This window comes from Microcystis sp. M090S1 (genome assembly GCF_020246295.1).
Taxonomy (GTDB): domain Bacteria; phylum Cyanobacteriota; class Cyanobacteriia; order Cyanobacteriales; family Microcystaceae; genus Microcystis; species Microcystis aeruginosa.
On sequence record NZ_JADBTF010000067.1, the window covers coordinates 1 to 24,467 of the forward strand.

21 protein-coding genes and 2 pseudogenes are annotated in these 24,467 nt (G+C 40.0%); 12 read left to right on the forward strand and 11 right to left on the reverse strand.

Features of this window, described 5'->3' with window-relative positions; all coding sequences use genetic code 11:
• Positions 1–146: 146 nt before the first annotated feature.
• A pseudogene (locus IM477_RS02870) lies at positions 147–251 on the forward strand (PEP-CTERM sorting domain-containing protein); the annotation flags it as partial.
• A 107-nt stretch (positions 252–358) separates the two neighbouring features.
• Here the strand turns inward: IM477_RS02870 and IM477_RS02875 are convergent.
• From IM477_RS02875 to IM477_RS02895, 5 genes are all read right to left on the reverse strand, one after another.
• On the reverse strand, positions 359–925 hold the full coding sequence (locus tag IM477_RS02875; RefSeq protein ID WP_287730465.1) for a type II toxin-antitoxin system VapC family toxin: 567 nt from the start codon (positions 923–925) through the stop codon (positions 359–361).
• Positions 926–1,189 carry a hypothetical protein gene (locus tag IM477_RS02880; RefSeq protein WP_002800342.1) on the reverse strand — a complete coding sequence of 88 codons (264 nt, stop codon included), beginning with the start codon at positions 1,187–1,189 and terminating at the stop codon, positions 926–928.
• A gap of 392 nt (positions 1,190–1,581) precedes the next feature.
• The gene (locus IM477_RS02885; RefSeq protein WP_287684196.1) at positions 1,582–2,619 is read right to left on the reverse strand and encodes a fatty acid desaturase; all 1,038 of its coding nucleotides are present in this window, start codon (positions 2,617–2,619) and stop codon (positions 1,582–1,584) included.
• Between the two features lie 491 nt (positions 2,620–3,110).
• A complete protein-coding gene (locus IM477_RS02890; RefSeq protein WP_287730466.1) occupies positions 3,111–4,274 on the reverse strand; it encodes a pyridoxal phosphate-dependent aminotransferase in 1,164 nt (387 codons plus the stop codon).
• A gap of 269 nt (positions 4,275–4,543) precedes the next feature.
• Positions 4,544–7,297 (reverse strand): DNA methyltransferase, encoded by a 2,754-nt coding sequence (locus IM477_RS02895; RefSeq protein ID WP_287730467.1) that lies wholly within the window; start codon positions 7,295–7,297, stop codon positions 4,544–4,546.
• Between the two features lie 425 nt (positions 7,298–7,722).
• On the opposite strand from IM477_RS02895, the gene IM477_RS02900 reads away from it, so the two are divergent.
• Positions 7,723–8,190 (forward strand): DUF29 domain-containing protein, encoded by a 468-nt coding sequence (locus tag IM477_RS02900; protein ID WP_287730468.1) that lies wholly within the window; start codon positions 7,723–7,725, stop codon positions 8,188–8,190.
• 170 nt (positions 8,191–8,360) lie between these two features.
• Here IM477_RS02900 and IM477_RS02905 read toward each other — a convergent pair whose 3' ends face one another.
• From IM477_RS02905 to era, 5 genes are all read right to left on the reverse strand, one after another.
• Entirely contained in the window at positions 8,361–8,636 is a 276-nt protein-coding gene (locus IM477_RS02905; protein ID WP_287730469.1) for a MoaD/ThiS family protein, read from the reverse strand.
• Positions 8,637–8,742: 106 nt separating this feature from the next.
• Complete coding sequence (gene thrC / locus IM477_RS02910; protein WP_193961737.1) at positions 8,743–10,047, reverse strand: threonine synthase; 1,305 nt, start codon at positions 10,045–10,047, stop codon at positions 8,743–8,745.
• Positions 10,048–10,592: 545 nt separating this feature from the next.
• Complete coding sequence (gene rsmD, locus IM477_RS02915) at positions 10,593–11,138, reverse strand: 16S rRNA (guanine(966)-N(2))-methyltransferase RsmD (protein ID WP_287730470.1); 546 nt, start codon at positions 11,136–11,138, stop codon at positions 10,593–10,595.
• Between the two features lie 3 nt (positions 11,139–11,141).
• The gene (locus IM477_RS02920; protein ID WP_002750869.1) at positions 11,142–11,819 is read right to left on the reverse strand and encodes a uracil-DNA glycosylase family protein; all 678 of its coding nucleotides are present in this window, start codon (positions 11,817–11,819) and stop codon (positions 11,142–11,144) included.
• Between the two features lie 136 nt (positions 11,820–11,955).
• Positions 11,956–12,912 (reverse strand): GTPase Era, encoded by a 957-nt coding sequence (gene era / locus IM477_RS02925; protein WP_287730471.1) that lies wholly within the window; start codon positions 12,910–12,912, stop codon positions 11,956–11,958.
• 35 nt (positions 12,913–12,947) lie between these two features.
• Here era and IM477_RS02930 point away from each other — a divergent pair, with 35 nt between their 5' ends.
• From IM477_RS02930 to IM477_RS02945, 4 genes are all read left to right on the forward strand, one after another.
• Positions 12,948–13,715 (forward strand): DUF6816 family protein, encoded by a 768-nt coding sequence (locus IM477_RS02930; protein WP_287730472.1) that lies wholly within the window; start codon positions 12,948–12,950, stop codon positions 13,713–13,715.
• Between the two features lie 688 nt (positions 13,716–14,403).
• Positions 14,404–15,252, forward strand: coding sequence for a hypothetical protein (locus tag IM477_RS02935; RefSeq protein WP_287730473.1), 849 nt, complete (start codon positions 14,404–14,406; stop codon positions 15,250–15,252).
• 65 nt (positions 15,253–15,317) lie between these two features.
• On the forward strand, positions 15,318–15,620 hold the full coding sequence (locus tag IM477_RS02940) for a nucleotidyltransferase family protein (RefSeq protein ID WP_287730485.1): 303 nt from the start codon (positions 15,318–15,320) through the stop codon (positions 15,618–15,620).
• A gap of 152 nt (positions 15,621–15,772) precedes the next feature.
• Positions 15,773–16,531: a hypothetical protein gene (locus IM477_RS02945; RefSeq protein ID WP_287730474.1), complete on the forward strand. Its 759-nt coding sequence runs from the start codon at positions 15,773–15,775 to the stop codon at positions 16,529–16,531.
• A 252-nt stretch (positions 16,532–16,783) separates the two neighbouring features.
• On the opposite strand, the gene IM477_RS02950 is transcribed toward IM477_RS02945, so the two are convergent.
• A complete protein-coding gene (locus IM477_RS02950) occupies positions 16,784–17,641 on the reverse strand; it encodes an Rpn family recombination-promoting nuclease/putative transposase (protein WP_287075709.1) in 858 nt (285 codons plus the stop codon).
• 278 nt (positions 17,642–17,919) lie between these two features.
• Between IM477_RS02950 and cbiD the strand changes: the two genes are divergently transcribed.
• The 6 genes and pseudogenes from cbiD to lepB form a co-directional block, all read left to right on the forward strand.
• Positions 17,920–19,047, forward strand: coding sequence for a cobalt-precorrin-5B (C(1))-methyltransferase CbiD (cbiD, locus tag IM477_RS02955; RefSeq protein ID WP_287730475.1), 1,128 nt, complete (start codon positions 17,920–17,922; stop codon positions 19,045–19,047).
• A 140-nt stretch (positions 19,048–19,187) separates the two neighbouring features.
• Entirely contained in the window at positions 19,188–20,813 is a 1,626-nt protein-coding gene (guaA, locus tag IM477_RS02960; protein WP_287730476.1) for a glutamine-hydrolyzing GMP synthase, read from the forward strand.
• Between the two features lie 88 nt (positions 20,814–20,901).
• A complete protein-coding gene (locus IM477_RS02965) occupies positions 20,902–22,143 on the forward strand; it encodes a DUF262 domain-containing protein (protein WP_287730477.1) in 1,242 nt (413 codons plus the stop codon).
• 14 nt (positions 22,144–22,157) lie between these two features.
• On the forward strand, positions 22,158–22,808 hold the full coding sequence (locus IM477_RS02970) for a HEPN domain-containing protein (RefSeq protein ID WP_287730478.1): 651 nt from the start codon (positions 22,158–22,160) through the stop codon (positions 22,806–22,808).
• 73 nt (positions 22,809–22,881) lie between these two features.
• Positions 22,882–24,162, forward strand: a complete 1,281-nt coding sequence (locus tag IM477_RS02975; RefSeq protein WP_287730479.1) for a DNA cytosine methyltransferase — start codon at positions 22,882–22,884, stop codon at positions 24,160–24,162.
• Positions 24,138–24,368: pseudogene (gene lepB, locus IM477_RS02980) on the forward strand (signal peptidase I); the annotation flags it as partial. The gene IM477_RS02975 and the pseudogene lepB, both read left to right, overlap by 25 nt.
• Positions 24,369–24,467: the final 99 nt, after the last annotated feature.

The following is a 24,467-nucleotide window of genomic DNA, read 5'->3' on the forward strand; positions in this document are numbered from 1 at the left end:
CGATGAAGACGCAAGGTTTTGAAGCACGATTCTCTCAAAATCTTGCACCTGTTTCGCGAGAAAAGCCACAAAACCCTTACCTTGCCTACATTTCACCTTTATTCAGCAAGCCCTAATTAGTTTAATTTTCTTTCTGGAAAACTTGAACTTTAAGTCTCCTGGTAGTCAGTACACTCGGCGCAGCCTCAACCCTCAAGCGCAAACTAAAACCATCCAAATCTACTGAAAAAGAAACCAGAAAAGTAGGCTAAATTGCTTCTAAAAATACCATAAACGCCCCTTCATTTACTCCCTTGAAGGGGATTATTTTTTTCCACCTTTTTAAACTCTAAAAATTTCAGAGTTCACAGCTTATCGCTTACTTATAGCGGTGTGCAGTCGTATGAGGTACAGTGTCACGAGCTATAAACCATGCTAGGCAAAGCTTGGTCTGTATCTCACTCAAGCGCTTACCGCTATAAGACGGATGATTATTAGGATTTTCCATCAGCAATCCCTCACTGATCACAGCGACATTCAATTCATTATCTGCCGAGACAAAAGTGATAGAAGGTAAACCACTAGCTAGGCAAAGTGTATTAACAGCACAACCTACTGCTAACTGGATTGCGTCATAACCTCTTAAACCATAAGTTTCCGCTAATACCATTCCTGAATTAATTATACTTTCGGTAATTTCAATGACTTGATAATCTTTAAGCGAGTCCTTTCTCAACTGATGAACTATTGCCGTTGCATCCGTAACCCTAATACTTCCAGTGCGGGATCTTCGCGTAATAGCAGCCACAATTTCTACCTTGGCGATTGCGGCAATAAATATTTCATTATTTAAAGCAGCAGCAAATAATCCCAATACCCACGCTGAACCGGTTTCGCTGATATAACGCTTGACCAAGGCACTACTATCTAGGAAATAAAGTGCCATTTAACGGCGTTCCTCAATAATCGTTTCTGAAATAGGTTTTCCCTCGATTTCAATCAATCGTCGCTCAGTTATCGGTTGAGATGAAGGACGCTTAATCTGCTTGACTAATCCAGCATCAAGAAGAGATTGGTGAAATACCGCTTGTTTCTCAGCTTCTTCTTTATCCATAAGATACTGTTGAATCTTCTGATTAAGCAGCTGAAGTTCTTTTAGCTCAAGAGTCTCAAGCTGATTCAAGATTTGAGTAAGGATTGCCTGTGTCATAATCTGCTACTTTTTTTGCTGTCTGAGTAATTAATATTTTATAGCAAAGTTATAATTGAGTTAGTACAATGGACAGTATCATAAAAATTCACTCTTTAGACCTGCTTGATCGTAAATTTTTAGATTCTAGGCGCTTAATATCCTCTTGCCAGTAGCTGTTGAAAAGCAAAATGATCAAATCCTAGAGAACCGCTTGGATATTTGTTTGATTCTTGGCTAATTCTGCCAATGTCATTCCCTTTGTAAGTCGTTCAATTTCACTGCATCAGCTTAATTCCTTGCCAATGAATCAAATAAAGACAAAGACTTTACCCCCAGTTTTGGCAACTATTCTCGGTGTGAGAGGAGGAGGCAGATTTTGCTGCCGTTTCCTCCTGATAGCTAAGACAGGATCAGTTTTTGCGGTAAAAAATCTTACTGCCTTGGTCACTGACAAAATGACAATTGCGGTAGGACCGCCAGAGAGATTTGAAAATCGGTTCTTTCGAGACGCGATAATAGTCTCCTAAGACGGGACGGATGGCCTCGGTTGCTTCTTGGAGATGATAGTGGGGAATAGTGATAAAAATATGATGGGCGACGTGAGTACCAATTTGGTGATGGATGGGATTAAAGATGCCATAATCGCGATCGATGGTAGAAAGCGCCCCTTTGAGAAAGTACCAGTCTTGACCGCGATACCAGGGAATATCATCTTCGGTGTGGTGTAGGAATGTCACTAGGTCTAACCAAACCACAAAGACGATATAGGGCATGATGTAGTAGTTAAACAGAAACCAAAAGCCGTAGCTGATACCCACCCCGATTAATAGACCTAACATAAAGGTACAGCAAACGGTGCTAGTCAGTACCTGCCACCGTTCCGAGGGGCGAAAGAGGGGGCTTTCGGGCATAAAATGGGACCCCTGTTTATTAGGGGAACGACGGAAAAGATAAAGGGGATAAACAAATAAAATTAGCTGAAAACGAGCTAATTTTTCGTACCAGGCCATATTGTTATACTGGGTTTCCGTGACGGGATACCAACTTTCATCGGTGTCGATATTGCCGGTATTAGCGTGATGGGTGCGATGACTGATACGCCAACCGTGGAAAGGTACGAGAATGGGAGTATGACTGAGATGACCGATTAAGTTATTTAACCAACGATAACGGGAAAAGGAACCGTGACCGCAATCGTGACCGACGACAAATAAGGCCCAAAACATGGTTCCCTGCATAAACCAAAAAAGTGGGAAGAACCATGCTTGATTAATCTGGTAAGTTATCCAGTAAAGTAGGGTAATGATGCCAATATCAAAAAAAAAGTAGGCTAAAGAGCGAAAAACGCTTGATTGGAAGCAACGGGCCGGGATAGCTAGACGGACATCCTGTAGGGTAAATGGCAAAAATTCTCTTTTTAGGGAGGGTTTAGGTAGGGTTTGGGACACTAGGTTATAACTCAAGATAGATGACAAGGGCAGTATTGACGAAAGCTTGAGAGATCAAGTTTTCTGTTTCTCGATGCGCTATCTTTTCTCTGTCTCAGCTAGGAGCAGATAAGACCGAGCGATCGAGCGAATTTCGTCTAACTCACCAGAATTTTATTGTAGGGCTTAATGTAACTTAACAAAAGCCCCGATGAATTATCAATTATGAATTATGAATTATGAATTAACGCAATGTGCAACTGAAAACGACAGAATCAGGGTTCCAGAGGATACTTTATCTCTGCTGATTTCTGAGAGCCTTGTAAATCAAGACTAAAAATATAGTTGCACAGGGGGTGAATCATGAATTATGAATTGGGGAGCAGGGAGACTACTTCGCGTGCGTTGCGGGGTAGAATAAATAAAAGCTGACGGCTGAAGGCTAATAGCTAAGTGGTTAAAACCAAAAAAAAGGGCGAACAAAATTCACCCTAACAGACAAAGTAATCATCCTACAAAGTACCGATAAACTGATCAAGGCGATCGAATCCTTTTTCAATCGTCTTTAGGTCTGTAGCGTAGGAAAGACGAATACAATCATCGGCACCGAAAGCAATACCGGGGATAGCAGCTACTTTTTGGGTTTCGAGGAGTTTCTGACAAAAATCCCGGGATTTTAAACCAGTTTGACTAATATCGATAAACACATAAAAAGCACCGTTGGGAGTAGGACAATTGAGTCCGGGAATGGCTCGCACTCGTTCTAAAATATACTGTCGGCGCTCGCTAAAAGCTTTGACCATTTCCTCGATGCAATCTTGGGGACTCTCTAAAGCAGCGATCGCACCGTATTGGGCAAAAGTGCAGACATTGGAGGTACTATGACTTTGGATCTTAGTCATGGCCTTGACAATTTCCACCGGTCCTGCTATGTAACCGACGCGCCACCCCGTCATCGAGAAAGCTTTAGCAAAACCATTACTAATAATACTGCGCTGAAAGATTTCCGGACCAAAAGAAGCGATACTGCGGTGAATTGCGCCATCGTAGAGGATTTTCTCGTAAATTTCATCAGAAACGACTAAAATATCCTTTTCAACCACAATTTTTGCTAAAGCTGCGATTTCTTCGGGAGTATAGACAATACCGGTGGGATTAGAGGGAGAATTGAGGACAAATAATTTAGTTTTCGGTGTAATTGCCGCTTCTAGCTGTTCGGGGGTGATTTTATAGTGATTCTCTAGGCTAGTGTTGACGATAACCGATGTTCCCCCCGCTAACGTTACCATTTCAGGATAACTCAACCAGTAGGGTGCGGGAATAATTACTTCGTCCCCCGCTTCAATTAACGCCATGATCAGATTGTAGAGAGACTGTTTACCGCCATTGGTGACGATGACATTATCGGCATTGTATGCTAATTGATTATCCCGCAGCAATTTCTCGGCGATGGCTTTTCTTAACCCCGCTTCCCCGGCAGCCGGTCCGTAGCGAGTTTTTCCCTCATCGAGGGCCTTTTTCGCGGCAGCTCTGATGTGAGTGGGTGTGTCGAAATCTGGCTCCCCGGCGCTAAAACTACAGACATCTTCGCCGTTTTTCTTCATTTCCTTGGCCAGAGAGTCGATAGCTAGGGTAAGGGAGGGGGTGACTTGATTGACTCGTGACGCTAGTTTCATAGTATTTTACCCTGAAAGGGCTTTTCTGATGACCTACACAACCTTTAGTATTGTCCATCACCTCGATTGTTCTGGGTGTTTTTTTATATAATCTCCGGAATTGCGGCGCTTAGGTATGGGAATGGGGAAGTGGGGTGTGGGGTGTGGGAAGTGGGGTGATGAGGAAGTGGGGTGGTCACTGCGTGCGCGTTGCGGGGGGAAGTGGGGTGATGGGGAGAATAAATAAAAATAATCTCCTTTTGACTATTGCCTATTGCATATTGCCTTCGTTATTGAGGATTTTTTCTTTTCGGGGGTTTTTGTTTGCTGGTAGGGAGTAGGGGAGCGGTTAATTTTTCATAGAGTTCAAAAAGGTATTCAATGCGGTTTAATTCACTGGTAAAGGGTTGGTGACGATAACACAAATCAACGGCTTTGTCAAGTTTTTGGTGAGCTTTGAGCAAGTCGGGAGGCATGGTTAAAGGATCGTATAAATCCGCAAGGCTACTATCGGGATATTTTACCCTAGTATCTAGCACAGTTTGAGCGCAAGTTTCGACGGTTTGTTTTTGTTTGTCGGTGATATTTTCTGGAAAAGGAAAATTATTATAAACAATATCTTTTGAATAACGATAATCACTTTTTAATCGTCCACACACATATTTAACCCATGCCATGTGCATTTCTGAAGTAAGAATACCAAATAAATATAAATTTGCATTAGGAATTAATAAAACTTGATCATTACCAATCACATTTTTATTCATAAAACCTATTGGAATATATTTTCTTCTTTCAGATGAGACGCGGGGAACAAGTAAATAATTCGTTTCGGGTTGTGCTATTTGACAGAATAGAGTAGGTGTCGCCGCAAATTTGCGAGTAGAAGCAGCTTTACTTTTTAATCTAAAATTTTTAACCTTATCTACTTTTTTTATGACTTCTGGTAATGTCTTTAATTCCCTGGGAGAAATATCAATTAACCATAGACAGTAGCGACTATAACCATTAATAAATTCTTGCGCTCCTGTATAAGGTCTAATCCATTTTTCTGCCTTCGGCTCTAATTTTAAAAATTCTTCTTTTTCTGGTTCTGTAAAAATAAAATTACCACCATCTCTTGGCATACTACCAAAACGCATTAATGGAACATTAGATAAAGGAAAACTTCGGTTAGAAATAATGATGTCACTTCCATCAACCAAATAGGGATTAATATTATTAGACTGAATGACTAATGATTCACCTTGAATATCTTCATAATCAAAGAGGATTTTATTTGTTATATTAAAACTTCCAAAGCCAATAATTATACAATGAACTGCGGCGTTTCCTTTGGCTTCATTACTCCATTTAAAAGTACGATGGGCAAAATGAATTTTTAACTGATATTTTTGAAAAAGAATATTCCAAAGTAAGGCAACTTGCTCCCCTTGAGATATAGAATTTGTGGAAACAAAAGCAACCCTGATTCTATTGCCATGAATTATTTGAGCAGCCTTAATATACCATGCACACACATAATCTAAAACGCCTATTCCTTTCTCACTGTCGAAAACATAAGCCATATCATTCCTTTGCTGTTCGTTCATAATCATCGCACCAACAAAAGGAGGATTTCCTAAAATAAAATTGAGCTTCTCTTTTGATATAACTTCCTCCCAATCAATCCGCAACGCATTTCCATTAACAATCTTTGCCGCTTTCTTTAATGGCAAACGCACAAAATACTGACCAAAAGTATTACTAACCTTAATATTCATCTGATGATCAATTAACCACATCGCCACCTCTGCAACCCTCACCGCAAACTCATCGTATTCAATACCAGCAAACTGATTCACATCCACCTGAATAATGGTACTAATATCTGTTACTAACTGCCCCGTTTTATTTAATTCCTGTAATACCAAAATTTCTAAATCCCGTAACTCCCGATAGGTAATAATTAAAAAATTGCCGCAACCACAGGCAGGATCAAGAAAATATAAATTAGCAATCTTTTTGTGAAATTCTAGTAATTTAGTGCGATTGCCTTTAATCTTCTCAAATTCTCTGTGTAAATCATCTAAAAATAACGGTTTAATCACCTTTTGAATATTCTTCTCGGAGGTATAATGCGCCCCTAAATTGCGTCGTTCTTTTGGATTCATTACCGACTGAAACATAGAACCAAAAATAGCAGGAGAAATTTTTCCCCAATCAAAAGCACAAGCTTCTAATAACATGACTCGCATCTTGCTATCAAAAACCGCTAAAGGTAACGATTCCTCAAATAAATTGCCATTTATGTAGGGAAATTGAGTTAAATTTTCATCGAGATTTTTTAATCTTTTTTCTTCTGGTGTATTCAAAACCTGAAAAATATAAGCGATGTGCATCGCCAAATCACTGCCATCTTCCTTGGTATGTAGATCGATATATTCCCAGAAAATCCCCTTATTAAAAATACCCGTATCATCGGCAAATAAACAAAATAATAAACGCACTAGATAAACTTCTAAATTATGCCCCATATAACCAATTTCTTTGAGGCAATCATGAAGTTTTCCCATTAACTCGGCAGCTTGAAGATTGACGGGATCTTCGTCTTTATAAACTCGCTTTTCGTAACCGGCAATAAAATCAAATAAATGAACATTATCAACAAAATTACTTAATTCAAATTCCCATTGATTACCCGAATCTAAATCATATAATTTAAACCGTTGAAAATCCGAGACTAAAATATAACGCGGTAACTCATGTTCCTTTAAATTTGGGAAATAATCCTTAGCCTGTTGTGTGGCTTTTTCTAAATCTTTCCCCTTCGATTTATGCTCAACTAAAATCGTTCCTTTCCAGAGTAAATCAATAAAACCCTGCTTATTATCTGCTTTTTTTATCGGTTGCTCAAAACTGGCTACCCTACGCCGTGAAATGCCAAAGACATGAAAAAACTCATTCCAAAAAGATTGAGATTCTGCTTTTTCTGAAGTCTCTCCTTGCCACTCTTTTTGAAAAGCGATGGCGCGATTTTTTATTTCATTCCAACTTAAAGGCATAGTTTTAACTCCTTATCTTTCGCCGGTTTGCTCAAAGATAGTAGAAAATGGTGTAGGGAGCCATAGGCAGTCAGCAAGGGATACAGATAAGTAGCTGGTTATAATTAAATTGAAGATAAATTTTAGGTTCGATCCCCCCTGCCCCCCTTGATAAGGGGGGTGCCGATAGGCGGGGGGATCTCCCCTTAATAAGGGGGGTGCCGATAGGTGGGGGGATATCCCCTTAATAAGGGGGGTGCCGATCCCCCCTTAGTCCCCCCTTGATAAGGGGGGCATCTGATAATTTTTAACGCCTACCTACTTAGTTTCCATTTTAGGTGATTTTTTGGTAAACTACAAGGGAAGCTAGAAATTAGCAACGCCTTGAGAATTGTATTCCCTTAGTTATCAATGCAGTTATTGACTCCAACGAACAACTTATCGCTATGTCCAAAACTCTCTACGAACAAGATTTTCAAGTATGGCTCGCAACAACAATTAGCCACCTACAGAAGCGGGAATTTGCTGCGCTGGATACTGATAACTTAATTGAGGAGTTAACCGAGTTGGGAAAATCGGAAAAAAGAACTTTAGAAAGTAATTTGATGATTCTTTTAGCTCATTTGCTCAAATTAAAAGTACAGCAGGACGCACCGCCATCAATGAAGGATAGCTGGTATTGTTCTATTATTGAGCATCGCCAGCGAATTGAGAAAAACTTACGCGATACGCCTTCCCTGAAATCCCATCTAGAAACTGCTATCGAGGAAGCTTATCCAGATGCTCGTCAAGTGGCAATTAAGGAAGGGAAACTTGCTCAATTTGGTGTTCGGATTCCCCCAGAAAATGATTATCCTAAAATTTGTCCTTTCTTGCCAGAGCAAATCTTAGATGAGAACTTCTATGGCAATTGACCAAATGTGTCTCAGCTTATAATAATATGAACAACCACAAAGGCACAAAGGACACAAAGATTAGGTTTTTCTGGCAACCCTAACTAAAACTTACCTAAACAAAAGCCCCCAGAAAACATCACTTTCTAGGGGTTTAATTACAATTGACGGAAAACAAACTTATGGGGAGGTTAACCTCCAGCCACCGCAGGAACGATACTGACTTCATCGCCATCTTTTAAGGGGGTTTGTGTCCCATCGAGGAAGCGAATATCTTCACTGTTGACGTAGAAATTTAAAAAGCGCCGGGGTGCGCCCTCTTCATCGCATAAGCGGGCTTTAATACCGGGGAAACTTGCTTCTAAGGATTCGATTAAATCACCGACATTACTAGCACTACACTCGACGGTAGCCTTATTTTTTGTAAGTTGTTGCAGGGGAGTAGGAATGAGAACTTTTACAGCCATAGATATCAAGGAAAAAGTGGAAAGGACAGTAAGCTGCGCGCGAATTTAAATTGCTTGTGGAGATGAGGCAAGAGGATAATTGCCCCATCATCCCTGAACATCAATTCTAGACGAGAACCTGTTGCCATTCGAGGCGTTCGAGGGTGCGGGAACGTTCCAGGGCCCGTTCAAAGCTTTCTAATTTCGGTTCGATTAACAGGGGTTCACCGATATAACCCTGTACCGCTTCTTGGGTTTTTAGACCATTACCGGTGATATAAACGACCGTGGTTTCTTCGGGGTCGATTTTACCTGCTTCTACTAATTTTTTCAAGACAGCGATAGTCGTACCGCCTGCGGTTTCTGTGAAAATGCCTTCCGTTTCTGCCAAAAGTTTAATACCTTCGATAATTTCGGCATCGGTGACGGATTCAATATTACCGCCAGTTTTACGCGCAATATCAAGGGCATAAACACCATCGGCGGGATTACCAATAGCGATCGATTTGGCGATAGTATTGGGTTTAACTGGGGCGACAAAATCCCGTCCTTCCTTGAAAGCTTGGGCAATGGGGGAACAACCCTCCGCTTGAGCGCCACTAAAACGCACTGCTTTATCTGCCACCAAACCGACTTTAATGAATTCTTGGAAGCCTTTATAAATCTTGGTAAAGAGCGAACCACTGGCTAAAGGTGCGACAATATGATCGGGGAGTTTCCAGCCTAATTGTTCGGCTACTTCAAAGCCTAAGGTTTTGGAACCTTCGGAATAGTAGGGACGCAGATTGATGTTGACAAAACCCCAACCGTAGGTATTGCCCACTTCTGAACAGAGACGGTTGACCTGATCGTAATTGCCTTTAACCGCCATTACCGTGGGATTATAGATTAGGGTTCCGAGAATTTTACCCGCTTCTAAATCGGAGGGAATGAAAACACAACAGTCTAAACCGGCGTGAGCGGCAATAGCGGCGGTGGAATTGGCCAGATTTCCCGTACTAGCACAGGAAACGGTGGTAAAACCTAATTCTTTGGCGCGGGTAAGGGCGACGGATACCACTCTATCTTTGAAGCTGAGAGTGGGCATATTGACGGCATCATTTTTAATGTAGAGATTTTTTAGACCCAAGCGCCGGGCTAAACGGTGGGATTTAACTAGGGGAGTCATACCCGTACCCACATCGATAGGATTTTCACTTTCCACCGGCAAAAAGGAACGATAGCGCCAGATGGAATTGGGACCTGCTTGAATGCTTTCTCTGGTAACGGTGCGACGGATGAGGTCGTAATCGTAGTCCACTTCCAGGGGGGCAAAGGTTTCTTCGCAGATATTCAGCGCTTTCAGGGGGTAGGATGTCCCTCCTTCCTTAGAAACCAAGCGGGTAAAGGTGGGGATGAATTTTGAGGTTTCGATGTTTGTCGCTAGGGTCATGATTTTCCTGTCTTGCCGTCAACTAAATCTACAAGCATCCTATCACCGGCAAAATCTTGGTGTCAAATATACCCGACTATTTTTGTCGGGTATAAATTTATACAAAAACTAGGGGATAATCTGGGGAGCAGCAAGGGTTAAGGGGAAATGGTTAAGCTGCCGTGTCAGAAAACTTCGGTGTAGTTTCAGGTCAAAAAAAGGACTAGGAGAAGGGATTTAAGTTTTTTAGGAGGCTATAGCCTATTTACTGCGAATTTTATCGAAATAAGCCCTAATTTTTCTTTAAATAGCTTAAACAGGAGGCGATTAACTACGGTTGTCAGAAAGTTTCTCGCTTTACTCCGGATGATTGTCAAGAAAAGTGACAAATTATGTGATTTTGTTGAGAAATAATAATTTTTTCTGGACTGTCAAATAAAATTGACCATTTTCGGCGGTCGGCAGGAGATTATTTTTATTTATTCTCCCTTCTCCCTAGGAAGGTAGGGTTGATTCATGAATCAACCCTACGGGGGCAGGGGGGATCAAACCTTAAGAGTCAGTGGTCAGGAGACATCTGCTTTTTGATAAAAAGTTAAGGTGGTATTGCCGTAGCGTTTCTGACGACAAATGGTTAAACCTTCTAGATTAATTGCTTGCCAAGATTTGGGATTATGTTCCACGGCAATTTCCCCCAGAGAATCTAATAAATTAAATTGAGAGATGGCAGTTAGTACGGGTAAATATAAACCGCTTTCGTAGGGAGGGTCAAAATAAATTAAATCAAAACTTTTCCCCGCTAAAGTGGCTAACTTTGTCACCACATCCCCCCGAATTACTTGGAATTGCTGGGGAGAAGTTGCTAAATTGCGCCAATTTTCCTTGATAATTTCGCCAGCGCGTCCTGATTGTTCAATTCCGATTACTAGACTCGCACCTCGACATAAAGCTTCCGCACCCATGGAACCATTACCCGCACAAAGATCCAACCAACGACAGCCAGATAATTTCTGTTGCCAGATATTAAATAAAGCTTCTCGCACCCTTGCTGTCGTCGGACGGGTTAATTGTCCTGCTAGGGTTTTTATGGGACGATTGCCGTAAATTCTCATTAGTTAAAAGGCAAATTCAGTTAATCTTTTTTGTAATAAATCAGGAAAAAGAGCATAGTATCTTTGATTGAGAGGAGAGGGATGGGGGAGAGGCAATAAAGTCACTTTCTTTTGCTGTTTTAATCCATCTTCATCGGTAGCGGTAAGGGTAACTAGCAGTTTTTTAGTAAAGCGTTCTTTATCAAGATAGAATTTATCCACTTCTTTGGGTTTCCCGTAGGGTTCAAACCATTTAAAAGCTTCCGTGCCAAGGGGAATGATATGATCACCTTGCCAATAAAAAACTAGCAGTTTTTCTATAAATGGACGAAAACGATCTTTCACTTCCCCAGAATAAGCTTTATTACCAGGAGGTTTGTAGGGAACTGTATTAGTTAGGAAAATTCGATCGCACACGGATAATAACTCTTGACGATCATGAGATTTTCTCCCCTGCCAAGCTTGAAAAAATCCCTCTCTCACCATTCTACCGGCAGCCCCGATCAAAGGTTGTCCTGCATACACTTCATCTCGTCCTAAATCCCGCCCAAAAAAGCATAACTGACTAGCCAGATTACCTGCATACAAAACCGGTTCAAAGGGGTCTTTTTTGGCCTCTTGGTAAATTAGGGTATCGATCGGAAAATCCTCTTTTTTTGCCTCTTGGTGTACCTGTTTAATTAGGGTTTTAATATCGGTCATTTCAGTTATCAGTTATCAGTTATCAGTTATCAGTTTTCAGTTATCAGTTTTCAGTTATCAGTTCACTGTTTACCGATCACTGAAAAAAGCTTCTCCCTACACCCTACACCCTACACCCTACACCCCACACCCCAATTCACTCCTCGGTGCGATAGCCAAATTCTGCTAAAAGTGAGCGAGATTGTCGCCATTTTGGTTCTACCTTCACAAATAATTTTAAATATACCTCCCCGGCGATTAACTTTTGAATAGCCGATCGAGCCGAAGAGCCGATCGCTTTTAACATACTGCCATTTTTACCGATGACGATCCCTTTTTGGGAATCTCGTTCCACGTTAATGGCGGCAAAAACCTTGGTTAAAGCGGGAGTTTCCTCGACGCGTTCAATCACCACTGCCACAGAATGGGGAATTTCCTGACGGGTTTGCCGTAAAATCTGTTCGCGGATTAATTCGCCCATAATAAACCTTTCCGGTTGATCGGTGACTAAATCGGGGGGATAGTAATAGGGACCGACTTCCAGGGAATCAATTAACAGATTTTGCAATGCTTCGATTCCCGTCCCCTCCAGTGCCGAAAATTTGAGTAGAGACCAGTTATTTTCCGCCGCTAAGGTACGATAACTATCGTCTAGAGGCTCCGGGTCTTCCGGTTGCTGATCGGCTTTATTTAGCCCTAAAATCGTGGGATTTTGGTTTTTAGTCAGTAAATCGGCGATATAGCGATCGCCACCACCCAAAAAATTGCTACTATCGACAACAAATAAAACTAAATCTACAGAATTTATGGCGTTTTCAGCATTTTTAACTAAAACTTTGCCTAATTCGTGATGAGGCTTGTGAATGCCGGGGGTATCGACAAAAATCATCTGGGCGCGCTCGCTGGTGACAATGCCGCGTAAACGGTTGCGGGTAGTTTGAGCGATGGGGGAAGTAATGGCGATTTTTTGTCCCACTAATTGATTCATCAGGGTAGATTTGCCCACATTAGGACGGCCAATAATGCCAATAAAACCCGATTTAAAACCGGTCGGTGCGATGGGAATTACTGCCGAATCGAGATTAACGGCTTGAGAGTTGATAAAATCGTTCATAATTAAAGAATATTACTTAAAAAATATTTTTACCCATGCAAAGGATAATTTTGTTCTTGTTAGTATTGATTCTAGGCTGTAGTAACCATTTAGAATTATCTATAGCGGGAAATTTAAGCGATCGCTTAACCGATTATCCTCGCTGGATGACTAAACCGGTGGTTAGTTTTGCCAGCGGAGATTTAGTTTATCCCGATTGGATGGTAGGCAATTGGACTGTCACCAGTACCCTGATTGATTTAACCGCTCCTCTTGCTCCCCAGATTATCACACCTGGTTTTGAAAGTAATCGTCGTTACCTAGAACAATCGATCGAGTTTCCAGTGAGATTCATTGAGAAAGCTATGTCCAGACCGATAAATGCTGCCTTTTTATCCACCATTATCAGTAAACCATCAACTGTGGCCGATCGATCCTTTAATGGTTTAGCAATTAGTCGCGCCTATTTAGGTAATCAATCGGTATTATCGGTAAAAACTGACCCCAATAATCCCAATCGTCAGATTGCCTTTTTACGGGGCGCTCATCAACTAATTTCCACGGTAATTGCCAGAAATAGCGAAACTCCTAGCCGAAATCAATTTATTGCCACAGAAATTATTCAACAAATTTTCCGGGGAGAAACCAATACTTATCTTAATGAGGTGGAAACCACCACCGCCTATCAGTTATTATCTCCTAATAAAATTCTAGGCGATCAGGTGACAGCCATTTATCTTTCCCCCCAATCGCCTGATTATTTCCAAGCGCCGAATCGTCCTGTGGCTTTGTATCGTTATCGCTTACAATTGCTGAAAGATTAATATAGATCCTGAAAAAATCAAAAATCTTCCCTTAGGTGAGGAGACAGGAAGAGAAAAAGACAAGAGACAATTCTAGCCATAAAACCTAAGATTATGTCCAAAAGGAATTAAGAGAACTTTCCTGGGCCTAGTTTTCGGACTTTATTGGAGGACTTGGGGACGATTTGCTTGAATACTCTTAATCCCTCCTACAGCAGATGTTATGGCCTTTTGTCAACGGGGAAGTTCAGTTATACTGCCTTTTAGTCAGCCAAGAAAGCGAGGCTCCCACCGCCATTAACTGCTCAATGTCAGCTAAGTTTCTTTTTCTTGAATTGGTCTTTGATGGGTTTGTAGGTGGGGTTAATAGTCCAGTTATTCAACCTTTTTTAACGCATTATTTCTGTGAGGTAAATGTTATGACTAATATAGCGGTAAGCGCTTGAGTGAGATACAGACCAAGCTTTGCCTAGCATGGTTTATAGCTCGTGACACTGTACCTCATACGACTGCACACCGCTATATCATAGGGTCTGCTGAAAAAGTAGGGGCGAAGCATTCGGGCAATAACCTATCGGTGAAACCGTAGATTTTCTATCCGAATGCTTCGCCCCTACAGGACGCGGGCCGATGAAGACACCAGGTTTTGAAGCACGATTCTCTCAAAATCTTGCACCTGTTTCGCAAGAAAAGCCACAAAACCCTTACCATGCCTATATTTCACATTTATTCAGCAAGCCCTATCATAGGAATAGGTTCTTCTGCAGCAGGATTAAGCACTTATCTTGCGACTTTAGCTTATCATCAAAAACATCAGGTAAAATCTAAAAAGGTTTTATCTTGTCAAGTAACACCGAGTAATCCGTCTGCAAGAAACTTGAGTTATAAGGCAGAAAACATTTTAAAAAAGCAATTGATGTTAGACGCAACACAATTTAAAGGTAGCTTTTGCGATCATCCTTTCTATCGTTTTACTATTACTCTGGAAATAAAAGGATTATTTTGGGCTAAAAATACAGAAGAAGTTTCATTTGATATCTACGATATGCCAGATAGTCTCTTGAGAGATATTAGAAAGTTTTCATCATCTCATAGCTTCACAGAATATTATGATGATTTATTTAGTGATATAGGTGGATATTTCTTACCAATAGATGGAACATCTCATCGAGAAGATGAGGTATATGCTAAGTCTTTAGAAAAATTTACTACAGATTTAACACAGCGTAACCCTCAAGGTTGTCCTATCGCTTTTGCTGTCACGAAATGTGATTTATCAGAACTTTGGGTTAATCGAGATGATCCTCGTGGTATGGTACAAAGACGCTTTCCTAAAATGTATGAAATTCTAGAAAATTGGACTCAAGAAAACAAGGAAAAAGTTGAATATTTTACCACTTCATCCTTCGGAGTATTTGGTCAATATTGCGACCCTAATTCAATTATTCAATCAAAAAGTAAAGAGGGAACATCGGCCGTGATTAGAAATCCTCAAGAATGGCAACCTTTTGGCCTAATTGAACCCTTATATTGGTTATGTACGGGTAAAATGCTATAATTATTGTAGGAAAAACTAATATTGCTTGCCCAAAAAAATATTGAGTGATTCGGGAAATTATGAAAATGAAACGCTATCAACTTCTTCAAGAAAAACGAGAGAATATTATAAAAATTGCTCGAAAACATGGAGCATTTAATATTCTCATATTTGGATCAGTTGCCAGAGGAGAAGACAGCAATGACAGTGATATTGACTTTTTAGTAGAAATGGAACAAGGGCGCAACTTATTAGATAGAATTGGTTTAATTCAAGACTTAGAAGATTATTTAGGCTGTAAAGTTGATGTGGCTACTATTAACAGTTTACGAGATTGTTTTCGGGAAAGAATCATGAAAGAGGTGATTCCTTTATGGGTGATGACTTAATTTATTTAGGTGATATTTTAGATAGAATTGAACGAATCGAATCTTATACACAGGAGGGAAAAGACAGATTATATCAATCTTTATTAATTCAATCATCAAATTATTGCCAATGAAAAGAATTACAATTAGTTGACAACATGGAGGTTAAACAAGTGAATCAAATTATTTGTATCGGCGATCGCGTTGCAGGAAAAACACATCTTTGTCTAGAAATTCTTAATCCTGATGGTCATTATATCAAAGTTGTAGAACCCGATTATAAATTCATGAAATCTTTGATACTTGACGATAGAGGAATTACAAGAGCAGGAACAATAAACGGGTGCAGGTTTTCTGAAACATATATGGAGTTTAAGGCTTATTTAACAGCTGGTCTTCAAACAATTGACTTAGATATAATTGATACATTAGGAGAAATTTGGCGAAAATCTTGGCAAGATGTTCATGATGAGATGTGGCAAGAAACATTAAATAAAATTCAGACAGCAGATGCGGTTTTAGTTATTTTAGAACCTTATCGAGAGATTATTAATCCTGAAAAAGACAATCTAGATCATTTTATTACTCGTCAACAATGGATCAAAAGATTTGAAAAATGGGTTGACTTTTTGCTCAAAGAATGCTCTCAAGTTTCTCACTTATTAATCTGTTTAAATAAAGTGGATCTCTGTCCGATTAATCTCACGGAAGAAGCTAAAAAACTAGCTTATGATCCTCATTATCAATACCTTAATTGGCAAGAAAAAGACAGTTATGTTTATCATCGTTATTTTACCCCCGTACAGTCTCAAATTCAACGACTAAATCAGCATCGAGAAAAGGCTGCACGTTTCTTTATTACTAGCATTTATCAGCGAGATTTACTAGAACTTCCGTTAATTTATATCAGTAGTTATGTAAATTTCTCTTAATTATTTCAAGACAACTTTATTATACAATGCTATAGGCGATCGCTTTGATTTAATTCCTCAAATATAGCGTTATTGGTTGTGTACGGGTAAAATGCTATGATCAGGAAAGAAAATTTTCATCAATGACAAGTATTATTTATAGCGGTAAGCGCTTGAGTGAGATACAGACCAAGCTTTGCCTAGCATGGTTTATAGCTCGTGACACTGTACCTCATACGACTGCACACCGCTATATTAGATTGCAGGGTGTAACTATCTAATATTTTTTTTATTTTCTTCAAGATAATTAAACCAGTTAATTAAATCAGATTGAGAGGTAAAATCTAATAAAGCTTCTCCTAAATCTTCTAATTGTTCTAAAGATAATTCTTGAATTTTGTTGACCCAATCAGTTGAAATATTACCAACTCGGCGATTAATTTGTTTAAGAATTAGATTGGCTTCGCCTTTTTTAAAGCCTAAAATCTCACCTTCTGTGATTCCTTTAGCGAGAATTTCTTGATAAATAACCGATTCCTTCATAATTTCCTCCTTGAGTAATCTTTTAATGATAGATTGATTTAAAACTAACCCTGCAATAATACCAGTTGAGGCAGCAATGTTATTTCTCTCTATGTTATCAGAAATTTTTTCAATTTGACGAGCTACTTGTTGTAATACTTTTTCTGGATTATCAGTTTGAGACAACACTGCAAACGGAAGTAAACCTGATACATCTAGAAAGGTTTCACTGGGAACTTCCCAGAGTCTAACTACATTATAACGATGTTGTAGTTCTAATAACTCAAAGGTATTAATTTTGACAGCAGCAGATTGATTTTTTCTCAGATAAATAACCACTTGATAAACTCTTTTTCGAGGAAGCCAACGATAAATCCTCAGACGATAATCAGCCATTCTAAAAGGAATATCTTCTTTCGGATCTGTCTGAAATTCGATGTGAAGAATTAAGTCTTCTGATTGTAAAAAAATAAAACTATCTACTCTAATTGGATCTAGCAGTAACTCAGTCGGTTCCAACTCGGTTAATGTAGTCGGTTCTCCCATTAACCAAGTGGCTATATCCCTTGAAAAAAGTGACGCTAAGGTTCGACAAACATTATCATACATTCTTTCATCATATCATAAATTAGTCTCATTGTAGAATTTGCCATCTCAATTGTTAAGTAACAATCGACCAAATAAGTCGAGTTTGTAACTATTCTAATTGCTAGTATCCCTTAAAATTCTTATAGGCAAGTGTATCACAAAATTGGCCAATTGCCAATAGCGTTTGACATCCTCTGCACCCAGGGTGAGGATGTCAAACAATCATCAAAAATAGCAGAGGTTGCCCCTTAGTTATATAATGAGATCACGGCTAATTTGATTGGCTATCGACCCTATTCATGTCTATCTCTCCACCCCGTTCAGGTTACACTTTACCGGTTTTTGCCTGTGCCAGTGCGATCGCATCTCTCCAGCATCTCCACGGCGAAAATGAGCTAAATTCCGTTACTTTTAATCTTTTAGAACCGCCAGAAGCCGTTACTATTGCCATCGAACAAGTTGCCCGACTGAACCCCGATGCTGCCCTAGCCATCACCCGCAGCGATCCGGGGGACAATTTAGATTTAACTAGAAATACCCCTATATGGGCGTTAGTAGAAAGAAAGACGGGTAATCAAGAGATAGAGATTCAAGGCGGCGAAGGAATCGGCCTACAGGTTGATAATAGCGGAAAATCAGCTATCTATAGTTATGCCCAGCGTCTCCTGCAAGAAAACCTCAGACCCCTGTTACTGCCCCAAGAAAGCCTCAAAGTGACGATTATCCTTCCAGAAGGCAAAAAACTGGCCACAAGGACTTCTAACGCCGCTTTTGGGGTGGTAGAGGGATTATCTTTGTTGGGTACCACCGGCATTTCCCAACCCCTCAGCGCCCCCGGACAGTTAGAAATCTTTCGTGAGCAATTAAAAAATTTATCCCGTCGTTTCGATCGCTTGGTGTTTTGTATCGGGGAAAATGGCTTAGATTTAGCCGCTCAAATGGGTATTAATCCTGATATTTTGGTAAAAACAGCCAATTGGATCGGGCCGATGTTATTAGAGGCACAATTACAGGGAATCTCTGAAATTCTTTTGTTTGGTTATCACGGTAAATTAATTAAACTTGCCGGGGGAATCTTTCAGACTCACCATCATCTCGCCGATGGTCGTCGGGAAATTCTTACCGCCTACGCCGCTAAAATGGGTTTAGCTACCCCCCATCTCCAGCAAATTTTTGACAGTAGCACCAGCGAAAACGGTCTGGAATATCTGCGTCAATTAGACCGGCAAACGGGAGATAATTGGGTGGAACGCATCTATGGAGAAATGGCTAATACGATTGATCGCCGTTGCCAAGAATACGTTTATAACCACAGTAACGGTCATCTTAGGGTCGGTTGTATTTTATTTGATCGCTCTCGTTCTTTGATCAGCAAAAGCGAAAATGGCCTTAAATTTTTGCAAAATCTACAAGTTACCCCCCAGTGACCGTGCTATGATCGTGGGAATATTTAGTCTTAAAAAATGAAAATAATAAGGCTAGACTATTCTAGCTTATTTTCAGAACAATAGCCGATTTAGTTCACAAATCTTTAACCTTTTCCTGCCAGTTTCTTTTTTTGATCGCAGTGACAACTCAAACCCCCCTTCCCACCCCCCAAGAGACTTTGCCCTCAGAGTCCTTCACTAATAGCCTTAATCGTCAAATAATCATCATTCTTGACTTTGGCTCCCAGTATTCTGAATTAATCGCCCGCAGAATCCGGGAAACGAACGTTTACTCCGAAGTTCTCTCCTATCGTACCAGTGCCGAACAATTGGCACAAATCAACCCGAAAGGAATAATTCTTTCGGGCGGCCCCAATTCCGTCTATGATCCTGGAGCGCCCCACTGTGATCCCGAAATTTGGAATTTAGGTGTACCCATCCTCGGAGTTTGCTACGGGATGCAATTGATGGTACAGCAGTTAGGGGGCAGGGTAGAACGGGCAAAACGGGCCGAATACGGCAAAGCATCCCTATTTATCAACGATCCTACCGATTTATTAACCAATGTCGAGAACGGCTCCACCGCATGGATGAGTCACGGAGATTCCTGCGTGGAATTGCCCGCGGGTTTTGAAATTCTCGCTCATACCGATAATACCGATTGTGCGGCCATTGCCGATCACAAGAAAAAACTCTTTGGAGTGCAGTTTCACCCGGAAGTTGTCCATTCTGTGGGAGGAATCGCCTTAATTCGCAATTTCGTCTATCATATCTGCAAATGCGAACCCACTTGGACCACGGAAGCTTTTGTCGAGGAATCGATCCGAGAAATTAGGGCAAAAGTGGGCGATAAGCGAGTTTTATTGGCTTTATCCGGCGGTGTGGACTCCTCTACCTTAGCATTCCTCTTGCATCGAGCGATCGGTGATCAACTAACCTGTATGTTTATCGATCAGGGATTCATGCGTAAGGGTGAACCAGAACGATTAATGCAGATATTTAACGAGCAATTCCATATTAGAGTCGAGTATGTCAACGCTAGAAAGCGATTTTTAGCGCAAGTGGCCGGTGTCACGGATCCCGAAGAAAAGCGCCGTCGTATCGGCCATGAATTTATTCAGGTGTTTGAAGAAGAATCGAATCGTTTGGGACCCTTTGATTATCTGGCCCAAGGAACTTTATATCCCGATGTGATTGAATCGGCCGATAGTAATGTAGATCCCAAAACCGGGGAAAGAGTAGCGGTTAAAATTAAAAGTCATCATAACGTTGGTGGACTGCCGAAAAATCTCCGGTTTAAATTGGTCGAACCCCTGCGAAAATTATTTAAGGATGAGGTGAGAAAATTAGGTCGATCGATCAGTCTTCCGGAAGAAATTGTTCGTCGTCAACCTTTCCCCGGCCCCGGTTTAGCAATTCGCATTTTAGGGGAAGTGACCGCAGATAAATTAAATATTTTGCGCGATGCAGATTGGGTAGTGCGCGACGAGATTAATAAGCAGGGAATGTATCACGATTTCTGGCAAGCTTTCGCGGTTTTATTGCCTGTCCGCAGTGTGGGAGTGATGGGAGATCAACGCACCTACGCTTATCCTATTGTCCTACGTTTAGTCAGCAGTGAAGACGGAATGACTGCCGATTGGTCCCGGGTTCCCTATGATTTATTGGAGACAATTTCTAATCGCATTGTCAATGAAGTTAAGGGAGTTAACCGCGTGGTTTATGATATTACTTCTAAGCCTCCCGGAACTATAGAATGGGAGTAGTATTGAATTATTGATTGATTGTTAGTCCCGTCCAAATATTGGGGCGGGATTTTTGCAGAATAGACAATTGAGGAGATTAATTACTACCATGGCACAGTTAGAGATGTGGGAAGAAATAGAAGCGGTGGATTTTGCGGAAGAAGAAGAAGATATTGAAGGAGAATCAGCAAACCAAAAAAAGCTACAACTCAAAGAAATCTCCGAGACTGTTGTTGCTGGAAGTGATTGGACTACCGCAACGATCCGCGATCAATTAATTCGAGAAAATATTCAACTCAATCCGCGCTTTCAAAGACGAGATGCTTGGAGTATTACTCGTAAAAGTCGATTTATTGAATCCGTAATTCTAGGGTTTCCAGTCCCACAGATTGTCTTAGCTACTAATAATAAGGAAAAAGGGAAATTTATCGTTCTTGATGGCAAACAACGCTTACTAACAATTTTACAGTTTTATGGTGACAGTGACACACCTAATAATAGTTTTACTTTACAAGATTTAGAATTTCTAGATAATCTCAATGGCTGCCAATATCAGGATCTAAAAAATGACTTCAATTTGAATGATATCTTAGACCAACTGGATAATCAAACTATCCGCACGATTGTTATCCGTAATTGGAAAACGGAGAGTTTCCTCCATAAAATTTTTCTGCGTCTCAATCAGGAAAATACCCCTTTGTCTCCACAGGAATTAAGACAAGCATTACACCCAGGGGGTTTTATTAATTTTTTAGATGATCGAGCGATCGAAAGTCAAGCATTAAAGAAAATATTTAAATCTTCCTATCCCGATTTCCGGATGCGCGACACTGATATATTATTGCGTTATGTAGCTTTTCATTATTATTTATCTGATTATCGCGGTGATGTTCAGATGCTTCTAGATAAAACCTGTCAAAATTTCAATCAAGAATGGGAAAAACGCTCAGATGAAATTATCAATGTTGTTGATCAATTTGAAAAAGCTGTCCAAACAACAATTAATATTTTTGGAGAGAAAAACTTTTCTCGTCTCTGGTTATATAAAGAAGGAAAGTATCGAAGTCAGTTGAATCGAGCAATTTTAGATGTGATGGTTTTTTACTTTTGCGATGATCTAATTAGAGCAGCTGCCGAGAAAAACAAAGAACAGATAGAAAATGCTTTTAAAGAATTATTATCTAACCCTGACAATGAATTTAGGAACTCAGTAGAAAAAACTACTAAAAGTATTAGAGCAACTTACAATCGTTTTCATTTATGGGGTCAAGCTTTATCAAAAGTATTAGATATTAACTTCAATATTCCTCAGATGGAAGACAATCGTATTATTTTTAAGGGGTTAAGATAGTTAGTTTTTTTACTATGCCGAAATCTCTGAGATTTAGACAACTAACCAAAGAATTGAATCGACTAAAAAAACAATTCCTACCTCGTAAATTTAGCGAGATAAATGAATATTCTGAAAGACAATTAGCTTTAACTTTTGCCTATCGAGTTTTTGCTCATGCTGAGATTGAATCTTATCTTGAAGATCGAGTTTGGCATACCGTACTGACAGCAAAAAATATCTGGGATAATCAAAAGAAAGCTGGTCGAGTTTTGTTATGTGTAATCGCTTTTTCTGGTCAAGAAATGGAAGCTCCTCCCGACACCCTTACTCCTCTTAAAGGTAAGAAAAATCTGCCTGAAGATAAACTAAAAATAACTAAAAAAATTGACATAGCGATTAGATGTTTTAAATCAGTTATCGATCAAAATCATGGGATTAAAGAAACTAACCTATTAAAATTACTCTTACCAATCGGCATCGATAGTGATGACTTAGATAAAGTTTGGTTACTAAATATGGATACTTTTGGAGAAGAACGCGGTGAAATCGCTCATTCTTCAGCAATAAAAACGAAACAACCGCCTAACCCTGCCGACGAATTAGAGAGAGTTAAACAAATTATTCAAGAATTAGAGAAAGTCGATCAATTGATTACTAACTTGCTCAAGGAATTGCCCTCTTAATAAAACTTAAAATGTTAATTATATCAAAAATACAGTACAATGAAAGGCAGAGAATAGAGAGCTAATCATCAAGGTGAAACATAGACCAATTGCGATCGATTTATTTGCCGGCTGCGGTGGGATGTCCCTTGGTCTAGAAGCGGCGGGATTTGATATTGCTGTAGCGGTGGAGTTTGATGCAGTCCATTCCTTGGTTCATCATTTTAACTTTCCCTATTGTCAAACTATTTGCCGGGATATAGCCAAAGTAACAAGTAGAGAAATATGGGAATTATTAAAACTAAAAGGCTATGCCACCGATGTTAGTTTAATTGCCGGCGGTCCCCCCTGCCAAGGTTTTTCATTGATTGGTAAACGACAAATAGATGATCCTAGAAATTCTCTTGTATTTGAATATCTGCGGATTGTAGCAGAAATTAAACCCAAGTATTTTATCTTTGAAAATGTCCCCGGCATGGCTACGGGTAAACACAAACAATTTTTAGAGGAGTTAATTTCTGAATTTGAAGCTATTGGCTATACAATTAATCAGCCAATTAAAATCCTTGATGCCAGTGAATATGGCGCACCACAAAAGCGCAGAAGATTAATCTTAATTGGTAGTCGAAAAGACGTGCCGATGGCTAAATATCCTTTGACAAAGACCGTCGATTTGAACTCAGCCAAAAAATCAGCTTTTACCAGCGTCTATGATGCGATTTCAGATTTAGAATTAATACCTGCCTTTATCGATACTGATTTAGGCATACCTGCATCAAAATTAGATTATAGTGGTAAGAGGAAAAAATATTCAGTGCAGCCAGGGGATATTTTTAAACTTTGCCATCAAAGAACAGTAGATACAAAAATCTATGGACATATAGGCTCAGTTCATACCCAAAGATCAATTGATAGATTTATCGTAACCGAACCGGGTACAGTGGAACCAAAAAGTCGCTTTTTAAAGCTTTCTCCCACTGGTTTATGTAATACTCTCCGGGCCGGAACTAATAGTGACAAAGGGGCCTATACTGCTCCCAGACCCATTCACTATTCTATTCCTCGTTGTATTACTGTACGAGAAGCCGCCAGATTACATACATTCCCCGATTGGTTTCAGTTTCACCGCACAATATGGCATGGTTTTCGTGAGATTGGTAATGCAGTTATTCCGCTATTATCGAAAGAACTCGGTGATGCTGTGATGGAAGCAATGAATATTAATCCAGCCAATTTCGACCAGCTTATTTTGGAAAGAATGCCCGAAGACTTATTGCTATATAATATGTCTCAGGCATCAAACTATTGGGGAATCTCTGACGATGTTATCCCGAAAAGAAAACGAGGTGTCTCTCAGAGGCTGTTCGGTATTTAAATTATACCAATCAAAGAGTATTTCTTTCAGAAGCACTGCGCTACAATTTGCCGTTAATTCAGGTTCCTTCTGGTGAATTATTTGTCATGGGAGATAATCGTAATAATAGCAACGATTCCCATATCTGGGGATTTTTACCAGTCAATAACGTGATTGGCAATGTAGTTTTTCGCTTTTTCCCACTGCATCGCTTTAGCTGGGTTTAATGGTTCTAATCTAACTTCTGACTTCTGTTTCCCCGCAACCTCAAATACCAGGATAAATGTAAAGATTTATTAAAATATAGTGTAGGATACAACGTTTGT